The organism is Kitasatospora sp. NPDC001225, from assembly GCF_053597855.1.
The window spans coordinates 13,599-27,181 of record NZ_JBSFJC010000111.1 but is presented as its reverse complement, the minus strand read 5'-3'; the positions used below and the strand labels follow the sequence as shown (position 1 = coordinate 27,181).

Sequence of the window (13,583 nt, the reverse complement as noted above, 5' to 3'; positions counted from 1 at the left end):
GGCGGCCGGGGCCGCCTCGGCGGTCGGCGCGGCCGGGGCGGGGACGGTCGGGACGGCGCCCGCACCGGGGGTGGCCGAGGAGGTGGTGGCCGGGGCGGAGGCGGGAGCGGAGGCGGCGACGGAGGCCCCGCCCTCGGCCGGGCCGCAGGCGGTGACGCCGACGGCGGCGACAACGGCCAGCGGGATGATCTTCGCAATACGGGCGATAACGGACGCGTTCATGTGACAGTCCCCCCAAGGACATGGTGATGGTGGTGATCGAATGAGCGGGCGCCTACTGTCACGCCCCGAGGAGTCGGCCCGAGCCCCCCGGCTCCGCCGGCTCGCTCTCCCCGCCTCTCACCCTGATAGACGTCCATCCCGCCGGGGGGTTGCAGCCGGGTTCGAAGAAATTTTTCCCGGCCCCGCACCCGCCCCCGCCCCTGGACCGAGGGCGGCGTCCAACTCGCCGGCCCGCGACGCGTTCGCGCAGGTCCTGGACGCGGTGTGAGCGGAGCCCGGCGCCGACCCGGCTGCCGCCACCGCCATCCAACAGCCTGTGCGAGTTCGCCCTGACCAACCCTGCCGGGGGCCATCCGCCCAAGCACGGCGGTGAGTTCACCTTCAGCGCCCCCGGCACCCGGGGCGACGGGCAGGCTGTCACCTCCACCGCGCCCCACCGCCGTATGGAGGTCCTATGTCAGCCGGAGCACCGGAGCCTCTTCCGGTCTCTGCGCCTCATCGATGACCGGGTCAAGTCTCGACGCCAACGGTTCCGGAACGCGCGCGCCCGGCGCCTCCCTGCGGGACGCCGGGCGAGCACCTGGGCCCCGAGGCTCGGTAGACCCGGTCGCACCGCTGGGAGCCGTAGCTGAAGCTCCCGTCCGGCTGCTTGTACATCATCTGGACGCACACGAGGCCCGCGCCACGGCCACCGAAGGTACTCGTGTTCTCGAAGTCGTACCACCGCTTGGTCTCGGTGTCGGCGTGGAGTCCCGGGCCGCTGAAAGCGAAGAAGCCCTCGAAGGTGGAGGCGCCGGCGGCCGAACTGCGCTTGTAGGCATGCGTTGCGTACCCGTCAGGGCCGCCGGTGACCAACAGGCACACCAGTTTGGTGCACTGCATGGACTCCGCCTGGGCCGGAGCGGACAGTAGCCCGACCGAGGACACCGCAACCATTCCCGCCGCGGCCAGATCGGCCGTGTGCTGCCCGCCTGTCTACGGTGGCGCGACGCCAACGCCCGCCACCACGACGTCCCGGCCGCCCAAACACAAGGGGCGAGCCCGCATCCGCGGCGAGAAGGGCCTGCGCCGGGGCGGCAGGCCCGTCCTCGCCGCGTGATCAAGCAACCCGGCGAACGAACTCGCAGTGCTAGAGCTGGCTCAGGATCGTCGGGTCCGTGATCTTCGTGTCCTCGGCCAGCATCATCGCCTTGCTGAGGATCACGGCCAGCAGGCGGTCGCCCTCGAAGGGGAGGTAGCCGGTCTGCGGGGCGGCCGCGGCGGACTTCGGGACGATGCACAGGTACTGGTCGTTCGGCGTCATCAGGATGTTCCCCGAGCCGAGGTGGATCTTGTACGTGTGGCGCTCGCCCGTCACGTGCAGGAAGCGGCCCTCAAGGGTGCAGCGGTCGGCTATCGCCAGCCGGGGCACGAGCCGCTCCAGCAGCATGCGGCGCGTCTCGGCACCCTGGCCGAGCTCACCGAAGCCGTACGACCTCCAGTAGTCCCTGAAGCGGCCCTCCGGTCCGCCGTCCTGCCAGGCCGGGTCGTTGCCGATGCTGGCCACGCCCACGAACAGGTCCACGTCGCGCAGGACTTCGGACAGCACGAGCGGCGGGACCTCGGCGAGCTGGACGGGCTCCACCGGCCCGGCGGCGGCCTCCGGCCACATGCGGTACTCACTGCCGTAGCAGTCCGCCGCGTTCTCCGGCGCGTCGATCGGGTAGAAGCGGACCTGGTCGGTGGCCAGACGCAGGTAACTGCCCGACTCGGTGGTGTCGTCCCCGTACTCGTGGCCCTCCCCGTGGATCCAGTACTCGGCGCGCAACCCCCACTGCGGCAGCGCACGGGTGGCGGGCGGGGCCGAGTCGTCGACCATCAGGCGCAGCTTGTTGCGCCACCCCCGGGCCGACGTCAGGGAGTGGAACTGGTGCTGGCGCAGGACGTGTGCGGCGAAACGGTTGGAGTACGTCCCCGTCGCGCGCTCGGCGTCGGTCAGCAGGTACACCTCGCGGTGGGCCTGCTTGAACGGCTGGGTGATCTCGTGCCGCTCCAGCCAGTCACGCCAGGCCACGACCTGGGCGGGCTCGTGGCCCACCGGGTGCCAGAGCCGGACCTCGGCCCCTTCGCGCACCGGGTCGTCGGCGAGGGTGCGCAGCTCGCCGTCCGCGAATCCGACGGTCGTGCCGTCGACCGTCCACAGCAGCCGTCGGGCCAGGGTGCCGACCAGGGGGTGGTCGAGGTACCGCTCGCGCCAGGCGGTGTACGGCCAGGTGCGGCGGCCGAGGAACTGCCGGTCCAGACGCTCACTCTGGGCGGAGAGCATCTTGTCGATGTCCTTGACCGCCGTCTTCAGCTCCTTGAGCTGCTCGGCGTGGTCGCGCTTGACGGCGGCGGGCACGCTCTTGACCTCCTTGCCCGCGGCGTTGCGCCAGCCGAGGAACACCCTGGTGCCCCGGACCTCCAGGACCGCCGTGGCCTCGCCCAGACGCGGCTCGGCCCGGCCGATCTCGGTCAGCCCGTAGGCGGGGACGGCGATCTCCTCGACCTCCTCGCGGGACAGGCCCAGCGCCTCGGCCCGGGTCCGGAGCGCGGTGTCGAGCAGCTTGAGCGTGCCCTTGTACGTCACGCGGGTGGCCAGGCGGGCGAGTTCGGCGAGGGCCGCTTCGCCGTCGATGCGGGAGAGCGCGGTCGTGGCGGCGTTGGCGACCTTCGGGTTGCGCGGGCCGAGCCCGGGGATCTTCCTGAGGGAGGTCTCGACCAGCGCGCCGAGGGCGCGGGCGGTGTCCGGATGGGCCGGCAGCAGGGCGAGCATCCAGGTCAGTCCGCGCAGGGCGTTGGCGTTGTACGGGTCGTAGGCGCTGTGTCCGTCGGACCCGAGGAGTTCATGGTTCAGCGCGAAGGTGCGGCGGCCGACGAGGGCGAGCCAGGGCAGCAGGGTGGTCCGGACGCGGTCGGCACCGAGGGGGAGGATCAGGCGTTCGGCCCGCTGCTCCCACGGGCGGGAGGGCTTGGCGGCTGTGGCGGTCGTCGCGTGCCGCAGGAGTGCCTGCCAGTCGGGGTCGTCCAGGGTGTCCCGCAGGGCCTGCTCGGCCCATTCCTCACCGACGTTGAGGACGGGCTCGGTGAGCGTGCCGGCGAACTCGACGAGCGGCTTCCTGCCGTAGGTGTCCAGGGCCGAGCGCCGGTAGACGGCCACGACCTCGGGAGTGAGGGGGCGGCCGGCCCCGAGCTCGGCCTCGGCGAGGAGCAGGTGACGGCCGCTGTGCACCACGGAGTTCTCGTGGCCGAGCTCGTCGAGCTTCTCCGTGCGCTCCGCCGTGAGCCGGTCGCCGGGCAGACCGTGCGCGACGACAGCCAGCAGGATGAGAACGTTCCCGCGGGCGACCGAGCCGGCCTCGGCCGAGTGGTACTGCCCGACCAGCGCGTCGGCGAGCGCGGTCCGGGCCTCGGACGGCAGCGCGCGCAACTCGGCGAAGGCGCCGTCCCACCGTCCCTCCCAGTAGCCGCTGTGCCTCCCTGTTCCCAGCTTCAGCAGCTCGACGGCGAGGTCATCCGCCTCTCCTGCGTACTGCCGGACCAGCTCCGTGATCTCCTGGAAGTCCATCACCGTCATCCCCCCACCAGCGGAACGAGCTTCAGGAACGTGACCTCGGTGCCGAGGCCGAGCTCGACCTCCTCCTCCGCGTCGGTGACCTGGCGTTCCCCCACCAGCACCAGGAAGCCGTTGCCCGCGAACGCCCGGAGCGCCAGCTCGCTCTGCGCCTCCGGATCGATCCGGCGCGGCGTGCGCAGCGCGTACCCGTTCAGCACCCGCTCGGCATCGTGCGGCCGCACCAGCCCCTGGAACACCTGCGGTGCCTTCGCGTTGTACTCGGCGACCTCCTGGAACACCCTGCGCCGGATCAGCTCACGCACGGTGAGCCTCTCCTCGAGAACCTCCAGCCCCCACCCGTCGCTCCGGTCCCCAGCCGTCGTCTCGTCGACGAACATCACGATTGCCATGCCGTGAACAGTACGGGCCCACCCTGACACTGACGTCCGGCAGAGTGGCGCGGGATTGCTGGAGCCGGGCCACCCGTGCCCTGGCCGGCAGGCCGTGGACCGGCGGGTGGGGCGCCCGGAGGGGTGCCCCACCCGTGCGGCCCGCTAGCCGGCGTGGAGGGCGAGGGTCGGGGAGAGGCGGGCGGCCCGGACGGCCGGGTAGAGGCCGGCCACCGTGCCGATGAGCAGGGTGGCGGCGAAGCCCCCGGTGACGGCCCACGGGGGGACCACCCAGGGCAGGCCGCCCGAGGCGGCGAAGGCGTAGGTGGCGGCCGCGCCCAGGGCCACGCCGGCCAGCCCGCCCAGTCCGGAGAGCAGGAGGGACTCCGTCACGAACTGGAGGCGGATCTGGCCCCTGGTGGCGCCCAGGGAGCGGCGCAGTCCGATCTCGTGGCGCCTCTCCAGCACCGAGATGATCATCGTGTTGGCGACCCCGACGCCGCCGACCAGGAGCGCCACCCCGCCCAGCCCGAGCAGGAGGTCGGTGAACGCCCCCTCGGTGGCGGCCTTGGCCTGGAGGGCCGAGGAGGGGTCGGTGACCTGCACGTTGTGCGGGTTCTGCGGATCGACGGTGCGGGGGATCAGCTCGCGGACCGCGCTGACCGTCCGGTCCGTCGACCGTTCGTAGATCTGGGTCGGGTGGCCGTCGAAGCCCAGTAGCGTGCCGGCGCCGTCCCAGCCGACCAGGGCGGCCCGCTCGATCTCGGGGGCCAGTGGCAGCGGGTCGAGGATGCCGATGACGGTGAAGTACCGGTCGCCGATGTGGACCTGCTGACCGGGGGCGGTGATGCCCAGGCGCTGGGCCGCGACGTGTCCGAGCACCGTCGACGGGTAGCGCCCGTTGGCCTCGTTGAGCCAGGTGCCCGAGCCGACCGCGCCGCGTACGACGTCCAGCAGTCCTTCGGTGGCGGCCTTCACGGTGATGCCGCCGGTCTCCTCGTCGGGGATCTTCTCGCTGCGCCGGACGGACTGCGCCAGGTCACCGGTCGCGCCGACCTGCTCGACCCCGGGGACGCGGCTCAGCATGCCGACCGACTCCTCGGGCAGCTTCACCTTCTCGCCGAACAGCCCCTGGCCGGGGGAGGCCACCAGCAGGTTGGTGCCCAACCGGTCGAGCTGCCGCAGGAGTTGGGCCTTGCTGGAGGAGGAGATGCCGACCACCGCGATCATGGTGGCGATGCCGATGGCGATGCCCAGCGCGGACAGCACCACCCGCAGCGGCCGGGTGCGCAGGCCGGCCGAGCCGACGTGGAGGACGTCACGGGGGCCGAGCCGGGCCGGGGAGAGCCGTGTGCGGCTCATCGCTCCCCACCCCGATCGGCCGGGACGGCGGCGCCGGTGCGCAGGTCCGCCACGACGCGGCCGTCGCGGATCCGGACCTGGCGGGGCAGGCTGTCGGCGATCTCGCCGTCGTGGGTGATCACCGCGATGGTGGCACCGTCGGCGTTGAGGTCGTGCAGCAGCTCCATCACCGCTTCGCTCGAGGCGGAGTCCAGCGCGCCGGTCGGCTCGTCGGCCAGCAGCAGGTCCGGCTCGCCGACCACCGCCCGGGCGATCGCCACCCGCTGCCGCTGGCCGCCCGACAGCTCGTGCGGCCGGTGGTGCATGCGGTCCGCGAGCCCGACCCGCTCCAGGGCCAGGGCCGCGCGCCTGCGGCGCTGGGCGCGCGGCAGGCCCGAGTAGAGCAGGCCCTCGGCGACGTTGTCCCGGGCGCTGACCCCGGTCACCAGGTGGAAGGACTGGAAGACGAAGCCGATGTGCCGGGCGCGCAGGGCGGACAGCCTGCGGTCGGAGAGGGCGGCGACGTCGTGGCCCGCCAGGGTGACGGATCCGGCGCTGGGCCGGTCCAGGGTGCCGACGATGTGCAGCAGGGTGGACTTGCCCGACCCCGAAGGGCCGACGATGGCGAGCAGTTCGCCGCTTCCGATGCGCAGGTCCACCCCCTGCAGCGCCACCACCCCGCCCGGATACTCCTTGGTGACCTGGTTCAACTCGACCACCGCGCTCATGACGTGGGCACCCCGACCTTCATTCCCTCGGCCAGGCCGGTCCCGCTGACCTCGACCCGGCCCTGTCCGAACATGCCGAGTTCGACCGGGACTTCGCGCACCTTCCCGTTCTCCACGACCTGGACGCCGAAGCCCCCGCCGGTCAGCGCGAGCAGGGCGTTGACCGGTACCGTCAGCACGCCCTCGCGGACCTCGCCCTCGAGCTCGACGGTGACCGGCGCCTGGTCGAAGCCCTCGGCCTGCCCCGGGTCGTCGAAGACCACCCGGGCGGTGATCTTGGCGGGCTTGTCCGGGGAGCCCTGCTCCTTGCCGTCCTCACCGATGGTGCGGTCGACGGAGGCGACCTTGCCCTTGGCCCTGCCGCCGCCGGGCAGAGCGACCTCGACCCGGGTACCGGGCTTGGCGAGGTCGGCCCGGGAGACCTCGATCCTGATCTGCACCTGCCGTTCGGAGCCGGTGGTGGTGAGGACCGGCTTGCCGGGAGCGGCCTGGTCGCCGACGGCCGCGTCGTTCTTCTTGATCCGCACCGGACCGGGCGAGAAGGCGATCTGCTCGGGGCCGATCTCGCCGGTCTGGGCCAGACCGTGGGCCTTCTGCCAGCGCTTGACCGCCTCCACGGTGCCGGGGGTGAACTCCTCGTCCTCGGCCAGCCCCTTGCCGTGGCCCAGGGCGCGGAGGTTCTCCTTCAGCTGTCTGACGTCCGGCCCCTTGTCGCCCGCCTTCAGCGTCCGGTACACGGGGCGCTCGCCGACCATGAGCCGGACCTTCCGGCCGTCGACCTCGTAGAGGGCCCCGTCGCGCTCCACCACCGCGCCGGCCTCCGGGAGCCAGGTGAGGGTGCCCGTCACACCGGCGTTGAACCGGCGCTCCTCGGCGTACCCGAGCGTCCCGTCCACCTGGGTCCGGCTGCTCAGGTCCTGTCGTTCCACCGAGCCCGTGCTCGGCGGCAGCCCGTCCGTGCGGTCCGTGCCGGCGCTCGCGCCGCCGCCGGTCTGCGAGAGGGCCGTGACCCCGCCCACCAGCGAGACCGAGGTGACCAGCGCGGCGATCAGGTACGTTCGGCGGCTCCGCCCGCGCTCACTCCGCATGCTGACCACTGCACGCCTTGTTCGCCTTGTCGAACCTGTCCTTGTCGGGGCCCTCCGGGACCTTCATCGCCTGTCCCGACATCGCCGAGTCGCCGTCGAACTTCGGGTCCGGCATGTCCACACCGTTACCGCGCATGCACTGGGCGAACTTGAGAGCCCTGTCCTTGTCGGCCTGGGACACCTTCGCGCCGCCCGCGCCACCGGCTCCACCGCAGGCCTTGAGGGCTTCCGCCATCTTGTCCTGGCCGCCCTCGAGGACCAGGCCCCGCGGGTCCTGGCCCGGCTCCGGCTCCTTCACCTGGGCGCCGTGTTCGCGCAGGCACTTACGGTGCTCGTAGGCCTGGTCCGCCGCCGCGCCCCTGCCCGACGAGTCCGAGCCGGCGCCCCTGCCGGAGCCCGTGGCGCCTCCGCCACAGGCCGCGGTGAACAGCGCCATCCCCGCCACCAGCACGGCCGCCGCGCCGTACCTGTGGTTCCGCATGTGGTTCCGCATGGAATTCCTCCGAGTCCGATTGCGAGTGGCCGGCCACCGTGTCCGATACGTCTCCGATACCGGGTGACCGACGACGCAGAGGCTGGCACGCACCCGCCTTTCGCCGCTGTCAGCCGAGACCTTTACGGCGACGAAAGGTGGCTTTCAGGTACACCTGATGTCATGCGTGTACTGATCGTGGAGGACGAGGAATTCCTGGCGGACATGATCGCCGAGGGATTGCGGCGCGACGCCCTGGCCGTCGACGTCGTGTACAACGGCGCCGACGCGCTGGAACGGCTGCGCCTCACCGACTACGACGTGCTCGTACTCGACCGCGACCTGCCCGGAGCGCACGGCGACGAGGTGTGCCGGAGCGTCGTCGAGCAGCGGCTGCTGACCCGGGTGCTGATGCTCACCGCCGCCGGCACCGTCCGCGACCGCGTCGACGGCCTGGACCTGGGCGCGGACGACTACCTCACCAAGCCGTTCGCCTACGAGGAACTGCTGGCCCGGGTCCTGGCCCTCGGCCGCCGCACCCACCCCGCCCTTCCGCCGGTCATCGAACGTGCCGGCATCACCCTCGACACCGCCCGCCGCCAGGCCTTCCGGGAGGGCCGCTACCTCGCCCTGTCCCGCAAGGAGTTCGGCGTCCTGGAGGTGCTGATGCAGGCCGAGGGCGCCGTGGTCAGCGGTGAGGACCTGATCGACCAGGTGTGGGAGCGGAACATGGGATACCGCACCAACGCGGTCCGGGTCGCCCTCAGCAAACTCCGCGCCAAGCTCGGCGAGCCCTCGGTCATCGACACCGTGCCCGGCCACGGCTACCGCATCGGCGTCCCGGCGTGAGGCGCTCCGCCCCGGTCGGCCCGAACCGCCTTCCGCTGCTTCCGCTGCCGGGCAGAGCGCGCCCGCGGCTACCGGGCAGAGCACGCCCGCGGCTACCGGGCAGAGCTCGCCCGCGGCTGCCGGGCGGGGAGCGGGGCCGGCTGACCATGCTCTACGGCGGGCTGCTCGTCCTCGCCGGGGCCATGCTCATCGTCCTGGTCAACTTCCTGGTCCGGGAGGGGCTGTACACCTCGATCAGCACGGCCGTCGCCGTCGAACCGCGACTGGCCACGCTGGCGACCCCGGACCCGGCCGCGGCGGCGAAGACCCTCACGGTGGGAACCGCCGCGCCCGCGAACGCCCCACCCGGGAGCGCCCCCGCCGGAGCCGATCCCGCCGACGGCGGACAGTCCCACTTCCAGGCCGTCAAGGTCGTCACCCAGGCCGCCGAGCAGGCCGCCCAGAACCAGCTGCTGACCGTCTCCCTGATCGCCCTGGCCGCCTTCGCCGTCATCTCGATGGCACTGGCCTGGTGGATGTCGGGACGGGTGCTGCGCCCGGTGGCGGTGATCACCAACACGGCGCGGCGGCTCTCGGGCGAGAACCTGCACGAGCGGATCGCCCTCGACGCACCCCCGGGCGAACTCAAACAGCTCGCCGACACCTTCGACGACATGCTCGATCGCATGGAGCAACTGGTCGGTGCCCAGCAGCGGTTCGCGGCCAACGCCGCACACGAACTGCGCACCCCGCTCGCGGTGCAGCGGGCCGCGGCCGAGATCGGGCTGGCCACCGGGGACCCGGCCGCCGTCGCCCGGGTCCGCCGCAAACTGATCGAGGTCTCCGAGAGCAGCGAACGGCTCATCGAGGGCCTGCTGTTGCTGTCCGTCTCCGACCAGAGGCTGGACCACCGCGAACCGGTCGCACTGGACCAGCTGGCCCGCGCGGTGGCCGCCGAGTGCGCCGCCCCGGAGGAAGCCCGGACGAACGGCGTCACCGTCCGGACCGACACCGCCCCCGTGTCCGTCGAGGGTGATCCGGTGCTGCTGGCACACCTGGTACGCAACCTGGTCGGCAACGCCCTGCGCTACAACCACGACGGCGGCCGGGTCGACGTCGACGTGCGCGACGGCGTCCTGGAGGTCGCCAACACCGGCCCCCAGGTTCCGCCGGAGACGGTCCCCTACCTCTTCGAACCCTTCCGCCGCCTCCAGGAGCGTCGGCACAGCCCGCGTGAGGGCGCGGGCCTCGGCCTGTCCATCGTCGCCTCCATCGCGCGGGCCCACCACGCCACCGTCACCGCCGACCCCGGCAGCACGGGCGGACTGCGCGTCCGGGTCGAGTTCCCCACGGCCTGACCCGGCGGGCGGCGGCACCCGCAGGGCACGCGATCGGCCTCGCCCACCGCCCCAGCGCCTACTGGGCGCTGGGTTCCCGGGTCGCCGTGCGGTAGAAGTTCAGCGAGACCGGTCCCTTCGTGCTGGTCGCCTCCGGGCTCTTGCCCGTCATCTTCCGCTTCTCGGCAGCGTGGTACCGGAGGTCCTCGACGCTGTCCGCCGGCGGGACCGGATTGTCGGCCTCGAAGAGCTGGGAATGTCCCGAGTCGGCCACGACGAAGGTGTCCCCGTGCATGTTGGCCTGGCTCTCGCCCGCGTCGCCGAAGTTCGCCGCCACCAGGATGTGGACGCCTTCGTACGGTTCGTTCCAGAGGCTCTCCGCGGCGTTGTCCGAGCATATTTGGAGACGGACCTGAACGCCCTTCACGGTGGTCTCGAAGTTCTCCTGCCCGATGGCGAAGAAGCCTTGCTCCATCTCCTCCGGTGAACGGTCCGGAGCTCCTCCCCAGTCCGGCGCCTCGAAACGCTTCGTGTAGGTCTTCGGATCCTGGCCGCCCTGGAAGACACGCGCGTAGTTGTCGAACACGGTCACGTTGCCCGACCCGTCGGGGTCAGGTCCTTGCTCCCAGATCTCCTCCAGCTCCGCTACCGAGTCCTTCGCGTATCCGTTGTCGGCACCCATGTTCTCCTTGAGCCGCTTCCGGCCCTCCTGCTGTTCGGCGCGCGCCTGGTCCGATTCGTGCGCGTCGAGGGAACGTCGGCGGCCGATGGTTCCCGGCACCACCAGGTAGTTGCTGGGCAGGATCGCCAGGCGGTCGGCGAGCCACTCGTCCACGCCGGCCGCCTGGTCCCCGCTCAGGAAGTGGGTGCCCTGGCCGCTGAAGTAGTACTCCGGCGCGGTGAAGATGTACACCTGCTCCGGGTCGTACCGCTTGCTCCATTCGAGGAACGCGGTGTCCAGCGCCTCGCCCAGGAGCTTCTTCTTCTTATCCAGCTCGACGGCCGACCACTGCGCACCCGCTTTCATCACCTTGTCCGTGGGGGCCTGGACACTGGCGATGTGGACACCGGTCCTGTCCGCGCCGATCTCCGTGTCATGGGGATCGAACGTCTCGCGCGCCCACGGCTCGGTGCTCCCGAGGCGCCCGCCGGCGGCCTCCGCGAGGTTCGCCGCGACCTCGCGGTCCTCCTCCGCCGTCGCGCGCTGCACCGCTACGTCGGTACGGGTGCCGACGGCGGCTCCGCCCTCGGTCCGCGCCGGCGGAAGCACCGACCGCCGCATGACGCGAACGGCGTTGGCCTCGGCCTCGCGTTCGAAGCGGTCGGAGGGGTCGGAGACCTTCAGCCCGGTGCCGTCGTCCGTTCCGGCGACGGGGCCTTGGCGCTGCTGGATGACGTGGGTGAGTTCGTGGGCGAGGGTGTGCTTGTCGCCTCCGCCCTCGCCGATGACGACGTGGTGGCCGGAGGTGTAGGCGCGGGCGCCCACGTCCACTGCCGAGGCCCGCGCGGCGGCGTCCGTGTGGATGCGGACGTCCGAGAAGTCCGCGCCGAGCCGGCCTTCCATCTCGGTGCGCGTGCCGTGGTCGAGCGGACGCCCCGGGGAGCGCAGGACGTCCTGGACGGTGGAGCGCTGAACGGCGTGCTCGGTCTGCCGGTAGTCGAATTCGTCGCCCTGCCTGGGCTCTTCCTGAGCCCCAGGCCGTCCGGTCCGGCGGAGCATCTGGACGACCGCCGCGTTGCCGACGCTGCGCTGGAGGGCCAGGAGAGGCGGCGCGCCCCCGATCGCGGGCTTGCTCGCCGGTGGACGGCTGCGCTCGGCCTCATCGGTCTTCGCGCTGTGCTGGGCGTGCATGGTCTCCCTCTCGCACGGCAGGCGGTCACCCTCCTGACTAACAGACGGTCAGGGGCTCCACCAGAGGCGTGAAGGCAGTCCGGGCTGCCTGATCGGGCACGACGCGCTGCCCGTCGCGCAGGCACGGCCACCGTTCGCCCGTCACGGGAACGGCCCCGATCCGCCGCCGGTCATTCCGTGGCCGGCCGGTCCCACCGAGCTGGATGAACACGCCGAGGCGGTCGCCCACGGCGCGGATCCCGACGATCCGCCCGGCGTGGACGATGCCGAGCGGTTCGCCTTCGCGCTTGACGTCCTCCTGCTCGGCTTCGAGGCGCTGCGCTCGGGCTGAGGCGGGGCCGAGGTGCCTGGCATCCACCAGGTGCCAGGCCAGGCCGTTGGGCGGCGAGGCCGTTGCCGGGTGGGCGGACGACCGGTGTCGGCAGGGCGTCAGCCTGCGAGGAGCTGTCGTGCCTTCACCAGGCGCGCTCGATGCTCCTCGATCCACCCGACCGGCGGGGACATCGGCAGGCTGACCGTCACCTGCGAGGACGGGTCGTCGCTCACCGTCACCCCGATCGCCCCTGAAGGGAGCGGCTTGATCCTCAACCGGACCGTCCGGCCGGAGTCCAGCCACGAGACGAACCTGGCACCGGCAAGACCGTCGAGGGCTTCCTCCCACCTGTCCAGGTCGAAGGACGTGATCCCCACCGGGAAACCGCCGGTGATGGTCTCCGTCGACACGGTGAACTCGCAGTCCAGGAACTCGCTGCCCGGATCCGGTCGCTTCAGCACCCGCAGCGCGACGACGTGACCGCTCGTCCCGGGCGGATCGGCAAGGTGGATCAGATCGTCCAGTCCGCTGTGCAGTTCGTCGTCCATCACAGCCCTCTCGCTTGGTCTCGGACAAGGGCATCCTTCCGGACGGCACCGACAGCTCCGGTGCCACCGGCACCGGCCGGAACGCCGAGGGCAGGCCTGCGGCGCGGTGGACGTCCGACGGCCGATGCGGTGCCGCTGTCCGCTATGCCCGTAGACGATCGGTGTCCATCGTGGTCGGGCCCCGGTCCATCACGTCGATGCCGGATCTGGCGCGGGTCTCCGGTGACCGCTCCCGCGACTGCCCGACGTCCACCGTGGCGGGCCGGAGCGTGGCGTGTGCGGACCAGCGGGTCTCTCCAGGGCGATACCGGCCGGATCGGCCGCACTTGCCCCCGGGTGGGCTGCGGGACGAGGCTGGAGGGGAGAGGGAAACGGGTGCGGGAGGCGTCGCTCGTGGACGGAGACGAGCCTGCCGGCCGGTCCGCCAGGGGGCACCGGAGTGTGCCGCACACGGCCGACCTGCGGGTCGAGGCCTGGGCGCCGACGGCGGAGGGCTGCATCGGCGAGCTGGTGCACGGCGTCGTCGGCAGTTTCGCCGACCTGGCCGGCGCGCGGATCGTCGGCGAGCGCGGCTGCACGGTCCTCGCGGTGAGCGATCCGGACCTGCTGGCGGGCGTCCTGGAGGAGGTCGTCTACCGGATGGACGTCGACGGCGAACTGCCGGTGGCGGTGGCGGTCGGCCCGATCGAGGGCCTGGACGGCGCCCGTCGGGTGGCGGTCCGGTTCCGGATGGCCGACGCCGCCACGGCCGCCCTGGTCGGCGCCGTGCCGAAGGCCGTCTCACTGCACGACCTGGACCTGAGCGCCGGGCCGGACGGCTGGACCTGCCAGGCCACGGTGGATGTCTGAGCCCGGTCCCGGGCGCGGTGGGCCGGAGCCGCGGGAGCGGGG

The 13,583-nt window shown here is 72.3% G+C and carries 13 protein-coding genes and 1 pseudogene; 3 read left to right on the top strand and 11 right to left on the bottom strand.

Annotation, left to right across the window (positions count from 1 at the left end; all coding sequences use genetic code 11):
• The 8 genes and pseudogenes from ACWDCZ_RS29860 to ACWDCZ_RS29825 form a co-directional block, all read right to left on the bottom strand.
• Positions 1-222 (bottom strand): annotated as a pseudogene (locus tag ACWDCZ_RS29860) (SWF or SNF family helicase); the annotation flags it as partial.
• A gap of 510 nt (positions 223-732) precedes the next feature.
• Entirely contained in the window at positions 733-1,104 is a 372-nt protein-coding gene (locus ACWDCZ_RS29855) for a hypothetical protein (RefSeq protein WP_449817455.1), read from the bottom strand.
• 247 nt (positions 1,105-1,351) lie between these two features.
• Positions 1,352-3,817, bottom strand: a complete 2,466-nt coding sequence (locus tag ACWDCZ_RS29850) for a DUF4132 domain-containing protein (protein ID WP_449817454.1) — start codon at positions 3,815-3,817, stop codon at positions 1,352-1,354.
• Positions 3,814-4,206 carry a hypothetical protein gene (locus ACWDCZ_RS29845; protein ID WP_380777072.1) on the bottom strand — a complete coding sequence of 131 codons (393 nt, stop codon included), beginning with the start codon at positions 4,204-4,206 and terminating at the stop codon, positions 3,814-3,816. Before ACWDCZ_RS29845 ends, ACWDCZ_RS29850 begins: the two co-directional genes overlap by 4 nt.
• A 144-nt stretch (positions 4,207-4,350) precedes the next feature.
• On the bottom strand, positions 4,351-5,547 hold the full coding sequence (locus tag ACWDCZ_RS29840; RefSeq protein WP_449817453.1) for an ABC transporter permease: 1,197 nt from the start codon (positions 5,545-5,547) through the stop codon (positions 4,351-4,353).
• The gene (locus tag ACWDCZ_RS29835; protein WP_449817452.1) at positions 5,544-6,254 is read right to left on the bottom strand and encodes an ABC transporter ATP-binding protein; all 711 of its coding nucleotides are present in this window, start codon (positions 6,252-6,254) and stop codon (positions 5,544-5,546) included. The genes ACWDCZ_RS29840 and ACWDCZ_RS29835 overlap by 4 nt, the downstream gene beginning before the upstream one ends.
• Positions 6,251-7,342: a peptidoglycan-binding protein gene (locus ACWDCZ_RS29830; RefSeq protein WP_449817451.1), complete on the bottom strand. Its 1,092-nt coding sequence runs from the start codon at positions 7,340-7,342 to the stop codon at positions 6,251-6,253. The genes ACWDCZ_RS29835 and ACWDCZ_RS29830 overlap by 4 nt, the downstream gene beginning before the upstream one ends.
• Positions 7,332-7,823: a hypothetical protein gene (locus ACWDCZ_RS29825; protein ID WP_449817450.1), complete on the bottom strand. Its 492-nt coding sequence runs from the start codon at positions 7,821-7,823 to the stop codon at positions 7,332-7,334. The genes ACWDCZ_RS29830 and ACWDCZ_RS29825 overlap by 11 nt, the downstream gene beginning before the upstream one ends.
• Before the next feature lie 174 nt (positions 7,824-7,997).
• Between ACWDCZ_RS29825 and ACWDCZ_RS29820 the strand changes: the two genes are divergently transcribed.
• Together ACWDCZ_RS29820 and ACWDCZ_RS29815 are read left to right on the top strand one after the other, a co-directional pair.
• Positions 7,998-8,663, top strand: a complete 666-nt coding sequence (locus tag ACWDCZ_RS29820) for a response regulator transcription factor (protein WP_049650922.1) — start codon at positions 7,998-8,000, stop codon at positions 8,661-8,663.
• Between the two features lie 146 nt (positions 8,664-8,809).
• Complete coding sequence (locus ACWDCZ_RS29815; protein WP_449817449.1) at positions 8,810-10,000, top strand: ATP-binding protein; 1,191 nt, start codon at positions 8,810-8,812, stop codon at positions 9,998-10,000.
• Between the two features lie 58 nt (positions 10,001-10,058).
• Here the strand turns inward: ACWDCZ_RS29815 and ACWDCZ_RS29810 are convergent, their stop codons facing one another.
• From ACWDCZ_RS29810 to ACWDCZ_RS29800, 3 genes are all read right to left on the bottom strand, one after another.
• Positions 10,059-11,831, bottom strand: a complete 1,773-nt coding sequence (locus ACWDCZ_RS29810) for an eCIS core domain-containing protein (protein WP_449817448.1) — start codon at positions 11,829-11,831, stop codon at positions 10,059-10,061.
• A gap of 37 nt (positions 11,832-11,868) precedes the next feature.
• Positions 11,869-12,189 (bottom strand): hypothetical protein, encoded by a 321-nt coding sequence (locus ACWDCZ_RS29805; RefSeq protein ID WP_449817447.1) that lies wholly within the window; start codon positions 12,187-12,189, stop codon positions 11,869-11,871.
• Between the two features lie 71 nt (positions 12,190-12,260).
• The gene (locus tag ACWDCZ_RS29800; protein WP_449817446.1) at positions 12,261-12,692 is read right to left on the bottom strand and encodes a DUF5959 family protein; all 432 of its coding nucleotides are present in this window, start codon (positions 12,690-12,692) and stop codon (positions 12,261-12,263) included.
• 441 nt (positions 12,693-13,133) lie between these two features.
• Between ACWDCZ_RS29800 and ACWDCZ_RS29795 the strand changes: the two genes are divergently transcribed.
• Positions 13,134-13,541: an archease gene (locus tag ACWDCZ_RS29795; protein WP_234348327.1), complete on the top strand. Its 408-nt coding sequence runs from the start codon at positions 13,134-13,136 to the stop codon at positions 13,539-13,541.
• The last annotated feature ends 42 nt before the right edge of the window (positions 13,542-13,583 follow it).

Excerpts from the sequence above, each read along its gene's own strand:
- ACWDCZ_RS29855 (WP_449817455.1), bottom strand. The coding sequence starts at position 1,104 with ATGCAGTGCACCAAACTGGTGTGCCTGTTGGTCACCGGCGGCCCTGAC.
- ACWDCZ_RS29850 (WP_449817454.1), bottom strand. The coding sequence starts at position 3,817 with ATGACGGTGATGGACTTCCAGGAGATCACGGAGCTGGTCCGGCAGTAC.
- ACWDCZ_RS29845 (WP_380777072.1), bottom strand. The coding sequence starts at position 4,206 with ATGGCAATCGTGATGTTCGTCGACGAGACGACGGCTGGGGACCGGAGC.
- ACWDCZ_RS29840 (WP_449817453.1), bottom strand. The coding sequence starts at position 5,547 with ATGAGCCGCACACGGCTCTCCCCGGCCCGGCTCGGCCCCCGTGACGTC.
- ACWDCZ_RS29835 (WP_449817452.1), bottom strand. The coding sequence starts at position 6,254 with ATGAGCGCGGTGGTCGAGTTGAACCAGGTCACCAAGGAGTATCCGGGC.
- ACWDCZ_RS29830 (WP_449817451.1), bottom strand. The coding sequence starts at position 7,342 with ATGCGGAGTGAGCGCGGGCGGAGCCGCCGAACGTACCTGATCGCCGCG.
- ACWDCZ_RS29825 (WP_449817450.1), bottom strand. The coding sequence starts at position 7,823 with ATGCGGAACCACAGGTACGGCGCGGCGGCCGTGCTGGTGGCGGGGATG.
- ACWDCZ_RS29820 (WP_049650922.1), top strand. The coding sequence starts at position 7,998 with ATGCGTGTACTGATCGTGGAGGACGAGGAATTCCTGGCGGACATGATC.
- ACWDCZ_RS29815 (WP_449817449.1), top strand. The coding sequence starts at position 8,810 with ATGCTCTACGGCGGGCTGCTCGTCCTCGCCGGGGCCATGCTCATCGTC.
- ACWDCZ_RS29810 (WP_449817448.1), bottom strand. The coding sequence starts at position 11,831 with ATGCACGCCCAGCACAGCGCGAAGACCGATGAGGCCGAGCGCAGCCGT.
- ACWDCZ_RS29800 (WP_449817446.1), bottom strand. The coding sequence starts at position 12,692 with ATGGACGACGAACTGCACAGCGGACTGGACGATCTGATCCACCTTGCC.